This is a genomic window from Spirosoma luteolum, from assembly GCF_054778875.1.
On sequence record NZ_BAAGZE010000022.1, the window covers coordinates 1 to 11,624 of the forward strand.

An 11,624-nucleotide genomic window follows, 5' to 3' on the forward strand; every position below is an offset into this window, starting at 1 on the left:
CACACATTATTGGCTCAGCGTATCGAAACCTTGACTGTTTTTCAACGAACTGATCCCAAACTTGGTGACGCTTAGTTCAGTACCCAACTTTACGACGCACAGCAGATTAGCGAGTTGTAAGGTTGTAGAGTAATAAGGTTGGCGCGTTGTAGAATCAAAGAGTTGCAGGAACTGACCCGCTCTTTCACTCATTCACTCCTTCGCCCTATTTCCTCCCCAGCGTAATCAGCACGACGCCGGCCAGCGCGATCATGGCGCCCATGAACGACTGGCTGGAGAAGACCTCGCCGGCAAACAACGACCCCAGTAGCATGGCTACTACGGGGTTGACAAACGCGTAGGTCGACAACAGCTGCGGGGGGGCATTTCGGGCCAGCCACGAATAAGCCGAAAAACCAATAATGCTGCCGAAGATGACCAGATACAGCATGGAGCCAATGGCTTTGGTGGGGGCATACACAATGCTCCAGGGAACAACCGGTTCCAGACAAAGGCTCACGATCAGCAGCACGGTACCGCCAACCAGCATCTGAATACCACTCGACAGGATGCCGGCCGGCAGGGTGAGCCGGGGTGTCAGCAGGGTGCCAATGGCCCAGGAGAGGTTACCCGTGGTAACCAAGGCCGCCCCGATCAGGTTGGCGTGGGCACCCCCCATGGGCTGCAGTTTATCGGGCTTGATCAGAAAATAAATGCCCAGCAACCCCAGAACCAGACCGCCCAGCGCCAGGTTGGTTGGGCGCTGCCGGCCAAACGACACCCAGTTGAGGGTCAGTAGAAACACGGGCAGCATGCCGCCCAGCAGCGCTGCCATACCCGTCGGAATGTACTGAATACCCAGCGTCAGACAGCCATTGGCGATCGTCAGCAACAGCACCCCGATGATACTCGCCGATTTCCACTCGGCTTTGGTTGCGCGGGGCGTGCCGGTCAGCCGGGCGTAGCTATACATAAGCGTCCCCGCCACAATGTACCGCATCGAGGCCATGTAGAGCGGGGGCATCCGCTCGGTCATGAAATGGATAAACAGGTAGGTTGACCCCCACAGAATATAAACGGCGGTCAGGGCCGACCAGAGCGTAACGCGATTGGGCGACTGGGTAAGCGGGGCAGACGAAACTTGCATACAACAACGGGCGAATACCCCCCTAACAGCTGCCCTTACGGTTTCTATCCCGAGAACCCGGTATTTTGCCTTATTATAGGAATTGTACTACAAGTGGGTTGTTTATTGCACTATTGTAACGAAATGCTCAATAAAATACCTGCACCTGCCGCGCTTCGAGTCCTCTGATGAGTGGCCCCGTCGCGCGCTGGAGTGCATCGGGAGCGACTACCGGATTGCTGCTCAGAAACACCTTGCGGAGAGCAGGCAGGCTCGTCAGCACCATCGGGAATTCCTGCAGATTGTTGTTGTTCAGACTGAGCTCGACCAGGGCCGGCAACTGCCCGAGCTGCGGTGGCGGCACCGTAAACCAGTTGTGGCTGATGTCGAGGGTATTTAACTGCCGGAGCCTGTGCAGATCGGGCGGGAGGGTGCTGATCCGGTTGTGGTGCACGTAGAGGATCTGGAGCCGGGTTAGCCGGCGCAGCCTGCCGGGCAGGGCACTCAGCTCATTGTAGGACAGGGCCAGCTGTTCGAGTCGGCGCAGCTGCCCGATCTGTCGGGGCAGGGCGGTTAGTTTGTTATAGTAAAGATCGAGCACCGTCAGCCGTTTCAGCTGCCGGATGGTGCGGGGCAGCGCGGTCAGCCCCGCGTTGTAGAGATTCAGGTCGGTCAGGCGACGGAGCCGGCGCAACGGGCGCGTATCGAGTCGGGTCAGCGAGTTGTTGCCCAGCCACAGGCTCTCCAGCGCCCGATTGGCCCGCACCGTGGGTGGCACTCGGGTCAGCTGATTGCCCTGCAGGTTCAGGGCGAGCAACTGCCGGTTCGGCGTGAAAGCTACACTGTCGTCGACCAGGCGATTGTAGAGCAGGCTGAGTCGCTGCAGCCGGGGCAGGTGGGCAGTCAGGCGGGCGGGCAGGTTCGTTAGCTGGTTGCGCGACAGGTCGAGTTCGGTCAGGTTCTGGAAGCGATACACCTCCTCCGGAATCCGGGCTAGTTCCAGTTGGTTGAGGGCCAGCACCGTAACGGTATCGGGGCGGTTGGTTTGCCGGGCCTGCGCCAGCGTGTTGATATAACCGGGGCCGCGCCGGATCGTACGGACCGACGCGGCCGGGCCCAGGGGCAGCTGGGTCCGGTAGTAAAACCCCGATGGCGTTTGGAAGCCAAACGGGTGGCTGGCGTACCAGCTGCCCAGCAGGTTAAGGCTCGTAAGCTCCTGTTCGCTGCTGAGGGTATCGGTGTTGAAGCGGCAGAAGACCCGTTCGTACTGGCCATCGGACCGAACAAAGGCCTGGATGTCGGCCGTAAGCCCGGTGGGGAGTCGCTGTTTCTGCTGACGGTCCCGAAACCGGACAAAGGCGCGCTGCCGGGCCTGCACCGAATCGAGGAACAGGCCCGGCTGTCTGTCGAACAGGCCTCGCTGGCGGGGCCGTCCTGCTTCGACATAGGTAGGCAGGGCGGGCGGAAACCGATGCTGGTAGCTGTGCAGCGACACACCCAGCCGGCTTGTATCGCGCAGCAGGGTAACGCGGTCCTGGGCCGGGGCCATACCAGCCGAAAGCAGAAACAGGAGAACGGGCAGGCGGAGTGACATAGAGAAGGGGGCTGTTGAGCGTTGATGCGCGGCCTGCCCGGATTCCACATTCGCCCGCCCGATAGTGAGCAAACGGCTGGTGCCGGTAACGAAAAAGCGCCCGTCAGAACAAGTCTGGCGGGCGCTTTTCTATAACTCAGAAGACGACTACAGATCGGCAATCGACTTGTTGATCTCGTCTTTGGTCTTGCCGGTTTTTTCTTTCAGCTTACCCCACATTTCGTCTTCTTTTCCTTCTTCGTAGGTGAGGTCATCGTCGGTCAGATCGGCATAAGCCTGTTTGATTTTACCTTTCATCTGATCCCACAGTCCGCTGGCAGTTGTCTCGTTCATGGTTTTGTCTGTTTAAGTGATTGGCTAACCCATCGTGGGTTTTGGTAATAGAACTATGCCGTGACAAAATTGTTTTTGGCGAGGTGGTTGGCAATGCGGCCGGAGTCGATGTTGAGGTTGTAGAGAATACCGGTGAGCGGGGTTGTAAAGCCGATGAAATACAGGCCGTTGAGCGCGTTCTGGTCGAACCAGAGGTGTTTTGGATACCCCCGTTCATTTAGCACCGATTTTGCGACATCGGGGTCGAGCAGGGCCTGCATGCCGGGCCGGTAGCCCGTGGCCAGCACGATGGCTTCGAACGGAAGGTCCTGCCCGTCGGTAAACGTGACGGTCCGTTCGTTGACGCGCTCGATACCGGGCAATACCCGGATGCGCCCCGCCTTGATCTCGTCGAGGGTGCCCTGGTCGATCACCGGAATTTTGCCGCGCCGGGTGTCGTAAGAGGCCGGGTGGTCGGGCTTACCCAGGCCGTAGGGGCGCAGGTCGCCCACGGTGAAGCGCTGGGAAAGCCCCGTCACGAAATCGTAGAACCAGTTTGGAAACCGGTTGAGAAAGATGGCCGTCGGCTGGGCGGGTTTGCCAAACACATCGCGCCGGACGATGTTGACCGGCCGGCGCACCGATATAAACGGCTGCGCGCCGTATTCGAGCAGGTCGAGTGCCAGCTCGGCACCGGTATTGCCCATGCCCAGTACCAGCACCCGTTTGTCGCGGAAGGGGGCTCCGTTGCGGTATTCGCTGCTGTGCCAGATAATCCCCCGGAAAGCCCGCTCGCCGGGCAGCTCGGGCCGGTTGGGAATGCGGTTGTAACCGGTTGCCACCACCACGTGCGACGCGGTGAATACATCGGTCTGCGTTTCTACCCGCCAGCGGTCGCCGGTAGTGCCGGCGCGCGGGTTGGGGCCGATGCTGACCACGCGCTGGTTGAACAGGGGCCGAATGTTGAAATGCTCGCGGTACCGCTCGAGGTAGTCGACCACCTGCAGGCGGGGTACGTAGGTCGGAAAGCTGTCGGGGTAAGGGAAGTGGGGCAGGGCCGAGTACTGCTTCACGGTGTGCAGATGAAGCCGGTCATAGTGGTTGCGCCACGAGTAACCCACAAACTCGCTGGCTTCGAGGATGGTGAAGGGCATATTGCGGTGGGCCAGCTGCCCGGCCACCGCCAGCCCGGCGGGGCCAGCCCCAATGATCAGCGTATGCATACAGAAACGGTTTTTGGTTGGCGGCTTTCGGTGTGCAACCGGTACGAACCGCCAACCAAAAACCGTTTGTCGGGCCGGCCGGTTATTTAACCCGTGTCCAGGTCTGGGTCTTGCCCAGCAGCGAAATGCCTACGTAGCCGCGCACGTCGAGCGTGTTGGGGTCTTTGAGGGTCATTTTGCAGTTGTACTCCTTGCCGTCTTCCGGGTTATAGATTTTGCCATCGCTCCAGACATTACCGCCGTCGTACTTGAAGTTGTACATCAGCGGCAGGTTCAGCAGGGGGCGGTTGTGCTTGGACGCATCCTGGTTCTTAACGTCGGTTTTGGGCTTGCCCGTGGCCGGGTCGTTGGGCTCTTTCAGCCACACCAGCTTGCCGAAATACGTGCCGCCCTGTTTGTAAATCTGGACATGTCCTTTTTTGGAACCGTTGAGCCAGGTGCCTACCACGGCATCGCTGCTGTCGGTGGCGGGGGCAGGTGCCCAGGCAGTTAGCATCAGTACCAGGGCTACGAGGGGCATTCCGAATCGCAAAACGTTCATAGGTGTTCGTTAATGGAGTTAACAATGATTTTTTTGTACTAACGCAAATATGCACCGCCGACGTGCGAATGGCCTAACGCCGGTGGTTTTTTTTACGCCGGTGCCAACCGACCTTTGCGATCCGGGGCTGGCCGGCAGGCGGTCTGCCTGGCCAGCCCCGGGTAGTTTATAGACGTTAAAATCGCAACAGACCTATGTTCAGACGTGACCCCGGCCGGCAGTACCCGACCGAAACCGAAACCCGTGTCATTATCCGGTTTCAGGACTGTGATCCGCTCCAGCACCTCAACAACGCCAAGTACTTCGATTATTATTTCAACGCCCGCGAAGACCAGGTAGCGAAGCTGTACGATTTCAATCCGGGGCAGATGTTTCGGGAGCTGAAAACGAGCTGGGTTGTTTACCAGCACCAGATCGCTTACATCCGTCCGGCGCTGGTGAGCGAGTGGGTCCGCATCACGTCGCGGCTGATCTTTTTCAACGAAGACACCATCGTGACCGAATACATCATGACCGACGATGCCCGGACGCACCTCAAAAACGTGCTCTGGATGACCTCCAAATACATCAGCGTGGAAACCGGTAAGCGCATTCCGCACGACCCGATCGTGATGGAGTACCTCAATGCCACCCAGCTGCCCGACGTCGATTACCCGCACGTGCCGTTCAACGACCGCATCAAAGCCATCAAGCAGGAAGTAACGGGCCGGTAGTGGCCGAACCACGGTCAACCATTTATCCCGGCCCGCATCCGGTCAGCCGATTGGCCCGGCGGGCACGCTTTTTTCTTCGTAAATTCAGCCGGAAACTCATTTTGTCATCCTGCATGTTACACCATCGACAACTTCTTCAGACCAGTGCACTGATTGGGTTTACGGTCGTTGCGGCCCTGGCCCAGCCTGCCCCATCCGTGCCACCGAAAACTTCTATGAGTCAGAATCCGTTTCTGCAGCCGTACACGACACCCCATCAGACGGCTCCGTTCGACAAGATCAAGAATCCCGATTACCTGCCTGCCCTGCAGGAGGGCCTGACGCAGGCCCGGCGCGAAGTGGCGGCTATTGTCGATAACCCGGCCAAACCAACCTTCGAGAATACCGTGGTGGCGCTTGAGAAAACCGGCGATCTGCTGGGCAAGGTAACCTCGGTGCTGTTTAACCTCAACAGCGCTGAAACCACCCCCGAGTTGCAGAAGATCGTGAAGGAAGCGTCGCCCCTGCTGACCGAATACGGCAACGACGTAACGCTCAACGCCAAGCTGTTTGCCCGCGTGAAAGCCGTTTACGACAGCCGGGCGAGCCTCAAACTTGACCCTGAGCGGAGTATGCTGCTCGAAAAAGCCTACAAGCGCTTTGCCCGCAACGGCGCCAACCTCGACGAGAAAGGCAAGGAGCGGCTGCGCGCCATCGACAAACAGCTGTCGCAGCTCTCGCTGCAGTTTGGCGAAAACGTACTCAACGAAACCAATGAGTACAGTATGCTGGTGACCAACGTGAAGGAACTGGCCGGCCTGCCCGACTATGTGCTGGAACTGGCCAAAACCACCGCGAAACAGAAGGGTAAAGACGGGTATATGTTTACGCTCCAGGCGCCCAGCTACGGGCCCTTCATGCAGTATGCCGATAACCGCGATCTGCGGAAGAAACTCTTTCTGGCCTTCAACGGCCGGGGCTTCCACAACGATAAAAACGATAACCAGGCCATCATTAAGGAAATGGTAGCCCTGCGCTACGAACGCGCCAACCTGCTGGGCTACAAAACCCACGCCGACTTTGTGCTCGAAGAAAGCATGGCCGGCTCGCGGGGCAAGGTGCAGAGCTTCCTCGATGAACTGGTGGGGTACGCCCGCCCGGCCGCCGAAAAGCAGCTCGCCGAACTGACTACCTACGCCAAGGCCAACGGCTTTACTGACGACAAGCTGCAGGCCTGGGACAACAGCTACTACGCCGAGAAACTCAAAAAGGAAAAATACGACCTCGACGACGAAACGCTGAAGCCGTACTTCAAGCTCGACAACGTGCTGAACGGTGCCTTTATGGTGGCCAACAAACTGTACGGCATCACTTTCAAGGAGCGGAAAGACATCCCCGTTTACAACCCCGAAGTGCGGACGTTCGACGTATTCGACAAGGACGGTAAGTTTGTGGCGGTGTTCTACGGCGACTATTTTCCCCGGCCGGGCAAGCGCAGCGGAGCCTGGATGAACGACATTCAGGGCCAGAAGATCGAGAACGGCCAGAACATCCGGCCCCATATCGTCAACGTCTGCAACTTTACCCGTCCCACCGAAAGCAAGCCGTCGCTGCTGACCTTCTACGAAGTGACGACCCTGTTCCACGAGTTTGGCCACGGGCTGCATGGCATGCTGGCCAACGGTACGTTCGAGAGCCTGAGCGGCACCAGCGTACCCCGCGATTTTGTGGAGCTGCCCTCGCAGGTGATGGAAAACTGGTGTTATGACCCCGATGCGCTGAAACTGTTTGCCAAACACTACCAGACGGGAGAAGTGATCCCGAACGAACTGATCGAGAAGATCCGGGCGAGCCAGAATTTTCTGGCCGGGCTGGCCAACATGCGGCAACTGCGCTTCGGACTGGTCGATATGTACTACCACGGTCAGAAGCCAACCGGCGAAAGTGTAGCCGAGATCGAAAGCCGGGTCGATTCGGTGACCAACCTGTTCCCGCGGGTCGAAGGCGTTGCGTTTAGCCCTGCGTTCTCGCACATCTTTGCCGGAGGCTACTCGGCGGGCTACTACAGCTACAAATGGAGCGAAGTGCTCGACGCCGATGCCTTCGAATTCTTCAAGGAGAAAGGCGGGCTCGACAACAAGGCGGCTGCCGATAGCTTCCGGAAGAACGTACTGGAGAAAGGTGGCACCGAGCGCCCCATGGAGCTGTACAAGAAATTCCGCGGTCGCGAACCGTCGCCCAAAGCCATGCTTCGGCGCAGTGGGCTGATTCTGTAATAACGCACGATACGTGCACGCTAACCCGGACAGGGCGTCTCAACAGACGCCCTGTCTGTTGTCTGGCCAGCCCACTCGCCAGACCCAGTACCTGCTTTTCACCTGTCCCGACGGTATGACCAAATTTTTACCTGCTTTTTTTCTGCTGACTGGCCTATCGGCCGGGGCGCAGGATGCTGCCCTGTTCAAGCCCGACTCGGTGCGCAATGTGCTCCGGGCGATTCCTATTCAGACCATGCTGCGGGTCGACGGCCGCCTGAACGACGCCGAGTGGCAGCGGGCCAGCCCCTCGACCGGCTTCACCCAGATCGAACCGTTTCAGGGCGAGCAACCCCGTCACCGCACCCAGGTACGTGTGCTCTACAACCGGCAGTACCTCTACGTGGGCATAGTGGCGTCTGATTCGCTGGGCAAGCGCGCCATTCGCGCCACTGATTTTAAGCGGGATTTCAACGCCCGCTCCCACGATCACGTTGGGCTGGCCTTCGATGGGTTCAACGACCGGCGCAACGCCATGTCGCTGCTGACCAACCCCTATGGGGTGCAGCGCGACCTGCTGGCCTTCGATGATCTGTATTACGATACCGACTGGGATGGCCTGTGGCGGGTGCGTACTGCGCGAACCGATTCGGGCTGGGTGGCCGAACTGGCCATTCCGTGGCAAACGCTGCGCTACCCCAAAACTACCGATAGCACCCAGCAATGGGGGCTCAACGTGTACCGCAACCGGCGCCTGTCGAACGAAGTGTCGGCCCTGTCGCCGTTTCCGCGATCGTTCAGCCCGCTCCGCATGGAATACGCTGGGCTGCTGACCAACCTGCAGCCCCCACCGCCCCGGCCCAACATCCGGATTCAGCCCTACGTGCTGCTGGCCTACGACCGCTACCGGTCGCCCGATCCGGCCGGCACGGCAGAGGGGACCAAGCTGAAAGTGGGGGGCGAACTGAAATGGGCCATCAACCCCAACGCGGTACTCGACCTGACCACCAACACCGATTTCGCCCAGGCCGACGCCGACCGGCAGGTCAACAACGTGACCCGGTTTTCGGTATTCTTTCCCGAACGCCGGCAGTTTTTCCTCGAGAACGCATCGCTGTTTGGCGTAGGGGCGGGGCCCGCCGAAGATGGAGCCGGGGGCAACATGCGCATCCAGCCGTTCTTCAGCCGGCGCATCGGTCTCGACGATACCGGCAACCCTATTCCGATCGATGCGGGCGCCCGGTTCGTTTACCGATCGCTGCGCCGGAACTACGGAGCCATGCTGATCCGGCAGCGGGGTGTCGACGATTCGCCGGCCACCAACTTTTTTGTGGGGCGATTCTCCGAAAATGTGGGCAAACAGAATCGGCTGGGCGGGCTGGTGACGGTGAAGAATCAGCCGGGTCATACCAACGTCGTCAGTGCCATCGACGGCTTTTTCCGGCTGGGCGAGGCTCACTCGCTCAACACCATGCTGATCCATTCGGGTTCGGGCAATGGGGGGGCGTCGGGCTTTGCCGGTTTTGCCCAGTACCAGTTTACGAACAACCAGGCCAAGATCTGGTGGACGCAGTCGGTAGTGACGGCCGCGTTCAATCCCGAGATGGGTTTTGTGTCGCGCAACGACGTGATCGGCACTACGCCCGGCATTAACTGGTATTACCGGGGTCGGCTGCTGCCGTTCAAGCGGTTTATCCGGGCTTTCGAGCCGGGCTTTCTGCCCGAGGTGTACCACCAGGCCTCAACGGGCCGGCTGGTCGAAGCCCAGCTAAACCTGTTTCCGCTCTGGCTGAACCTGCAGAATGGGGGTTTCGTAGGGTATTCGTTCAGCCCGGCCCGGCAGGTGCTGACCGATGCGTTCGAGCCCCTGGGCATCACTATTTCGCCGGGGACATACCGCTATGTGCGCCACCAGCTATTCGTCAGCAGCGACCCATCGCGTAAGGTCAACCTGTTCGGGCAATATGAATGGGGCAGTTATTTCAACGGGCGGCTCCGGTCGCTCAATACCAACCTGCAGATCGCTCCGATTCCGCACGTATCGCTGACGGGGCGGCTCAACACCAACTGGTTTGTGGGGGTGGGTGACCGCCAGGAAACCCGCGCCGTGAGCCTGTATGCGGTGGAGGGCCGGCTGGCGCTGAACCCACGGCTGCAGCTGACGGGTTTTTATCAGTACAATACCGAAAACGATTCCCGCAACTACAACATCCGCCTGTCGTGGGAGTACCAGCCCCTGTCGTTTCTATACGTCGTCGTCAACCACCGGGGCTTCGACGGCCAGCTTCCCGGCCAAACCCGCACCGACGATCACGCGATTGCCAAGCTGAGTTACCTGCGGCAGTTGTAACGGTTTCGTAGTAATGTAGTTATACCGTTGTAGGGTTATAACGTTAACTGGCGCGAACACGGCTGGTGCTGGCCGACTTTATAACCCTACAACTCGACAACGTTGTCGTCATAGACCCATACAGCAATAGGGTTGTACAGTTGGCTGGCGTGATCACTACTGGCGCCAGCCAACTGTACAACCCTATGACTTTACAACGTTATACCAATTACGCCTGCTTCGTTACCTGAACGTTCAGAACCAGCCGTACATCGTCGCTCACGACAACACCACCCGCTTCGGTTACGCCATCCCAGGTCAGGCCGAATTCCTTGCGCTTCAGCACACCCGTTACTTCAAAACCGGCTTTAGTCTGGCCGTAGAAATCGACCATCTGCCCGCCGTACTCAGCTTTCAGGGTTACGGGCTTGGTCACGCCATGCATGGTCAGGTTGCCCGTCAGATCGTAGGTGTCATCGCCGGTTTTGGTCATGCCCGTCGATTCGAAGGTCAGTTTCGGGAACTGGGCCGCGTCGAAAAACTCACCCGATTTGAGGTGGCCGTCGCGCTGTTCGTTGCCCGTGCTGATGCTGTCGATGTCGGCTGAGAACTTGATGCTGGCATCGGCAAAGTCGTCGCCGGCCATCTCGACGGTGCCCTCAAACTGGCTGAACAGACCCGTAACGGTCGATACCATCAGGTGTTTTACTTTGAATTGAATCTCCGAGTGCGTTGGATCAATGGTCCAGGTGGTGGCGGTTTGCGCTTCCATAGTGTTGGTTGGTTAATTGATTACAGGTTTATTTAATGTAGATACACGTAATTGGCGGAAATTGTTCCAGCGGGCTAATTATTTATTTGTGACGTGTTTCGATCATGCCGTTGCCGGGGTGTAACAACCGCCCCGGACGGGTTGGCCGACTGACTGTCGAACGCGGCCAAAATACGGTTCTGCGAGTCGGAATTGTCGCCGATTTAAGGCACCTTTACCCCCTTATTTCCGTTGTATTTATACACTAAATCACCTGAAAATGCCCAACTGGTTTCTCGGAAAAATACGTTATCAGCAGCCCATCGACGAGGCTACTGTCGGGACACGCAACGAAGAGTTTATCAAGCAAAAAGCCGTAACGGAGGCCTATCTGGTCGATGCCGTCAGCTATACGGATGCCGAAGGCCGGCTCTACACGGAGATTGCCGCTAACACGCCCGAATTCGACATCACCAACATTTCGCGCATGAAACTGGCCGACGTGTTTTTCAACGAAGACGGGGGCGAGACCTGGTACAAGGTCAAAGCTGTGTTTATCACCGACGACGAAAAAACGGGCAAACAGAAGAAAACGCCCAGCGTGATGCTGGTCAACGCCGAGACGCCCAAGCAGGCCTACGAACGGGTTGAGCAGAGCCTGAAGTCGGCCCTCGATCCGTTCGAGATCACCGACGTCAACACCACCAAGATTCTCGATATCTTCCCGTACGTAGAGGAAGACAAGCGAAACCTGCGTCCGCTGGCCGACGTAGTGGCCGAGCAGGAAGCCCAGGAAGCGCAGTAACGAAACGGGGGCCGGGT

Annotated in this window: 10 protein-coding genes; 4 read left to right on the forward strand and 6 right to left on the reverse strand. The window is 58.5% G+C overall.

Annotation, left to right across the window (positions count from 1 at the left end; all coding sequences use genetic code 11):
• Nucleotides 1-205 precede the first annotated feature (205 nt).
• The 5 genes from ACYVAC_RS19240 to ACYVAC_RS19260 all read right to left on the reverse strand — a co-directional run bounded on the left by ACYVAC_RS19240 (nt 206) and on the right by ACYVAC_RS19260 (nt 4,775).
• Nucleotides 206-1,126: an EamA family transporter gene (locus ACYVAC_RS19240; RefSeq protein ID WP_461099417.1), complete on the reverse strand. Its 921-nt coding sequence runs from the start codon at nt 1,124-1,126 to the stop codon at nt 206-208.
• 127 nt (nt 1,127-1,253) lie between these two features.
• The gene (locus ACYVAC_RS19245; protein ID WP_461099418.1) at nt 1,254-2,699 is read right to left on the reverse strand and encodes a leucine-rich repeat domain-containing protein; all 1,446 of its coding nucleotides are present in this window, start codon (nt 2,697-2,699) and stop codon (nt 1,254-1,256) included.
• A gap of 147 nt (nt 2,700-2,846) precedes the next feature.
• Nucleotides 2,847-3,032, reverse strand: coding sequence for a CsbD family protein (locus tag ACYVAC_RS19250; RefSeq protein ID WP_461099419.1), 186 nt, complete (start codon nt 3,030-3,032; stop codon nt 2,847-2,849).
• Nucleotides 3,033-3,085: 53 nt separating this feature from the next.
• The gene (locus ACYVAC_RS19255) at nt 3,086-4,234 is read right to left on the reverse strand and encodes a flavin-containing monooxygenase (RefSeq protein ID WP_461099420.1); all 1,149 of its coding nucleotides are present in this window, start codon (nt 4,232-4,234) and stop codon (nt 3,086-3,088) included.
• A gap of 82 nt (nt 4,235-4,316) precedes the next feature.
• A complete protein-coding gene (locus ACYVAC_RS19260) occupies nt 4,317-4,775 on the reverse strand; it encodes a DUF2147 domain-containing protein (protein ID WP_461099421.1) in 459 nt (152 codons plus the stop codon).
• A 194-nt stretch (nt 4,776-4,969) separates the two neighbouring features.
• On the opposite strand from ACYVAC_RS19260, the gene ACYVAC_RS19265 reads away from it, so the two are divergent.
• The 3 genes from ACYVAC_RS19265 to ACYVAC_RS19275 all read left to right on the forward strand — a co-directional run bounded on the left by ACYVAC_RS19265 (nt 4,970) and on the right by ACYVAC_RS19275 (nt 10,072).
• A complete protein-coding gene (locus ACYVAC_RS19265; protein ID WP_461099422.1) occupies nt 4,970-5,488 on the forward strand; it encodes an acyl-CoA thioesterase in 519 nt (172 codons plus the stop codon).
• Nucleotides 5,489-5,703: 215 nt separating this feature from the next.
• A complete protein-coding gene (locus ACYVAC_RS19270) occupies nt 5,704-7,743 on the forward strand; it encodes a M3 family metallopeptidase (RefSeq protein WP_461099423.1) in 2,040 nt (679 codons plus the stop codon).
• Between the two features lie 115 nt (nt 7,744-7,858).
• Nucleotides 7,859-10,072, forward strand: a complete 2,214-nt coding sequence (locus tag ACYVAC_RS19275) for a carbohydrate binding family 9 domain-containing protein (RefSeq protein WP_461099424.1) — start codon at nt 7,859-7,861, stop codon at nt 10,070-10,072.
• Between the two features lie 208 nt (nt 10,073-10,280).
• Here the strand turns inward: ACYVAC_RS19275 and ACYVAC_RS19280 are convergent, their stop codons facing one another.
• Nucleotides 10,281-10,823 (reverse strand): YceI family protein, encoded by a 543-nt coding sequence (locus ACYVAC_RS19280; protein ID WP_461099425.1) that lies wholly within the window; start codon nt 10,821-10,823, stop codon nt 10,281-10,283.
• A gap of 259 nt (nt 10,824-11,082) precedes the next feature.
• Between ACYVAC_RS19280 and ACYVAC_RS19285 the strand changes: the two genes are divergently transcribed.
• The gene (locus tag ACYVAC_RS19285) at nt 11,083-11,607 is read left to right on the forward strand and encodes a DUF4494 domain-containing protein (RefSeq protein ID WP_461099426.1); all 525 of its coding nucleotides are present in this window, start codon (nt 11,083-11,085) and stop codon (nt 11,605-11,607) included.
• The last annotated feature ends 17 nt before the right edge of the window (nt 11,608-11,624 follow it).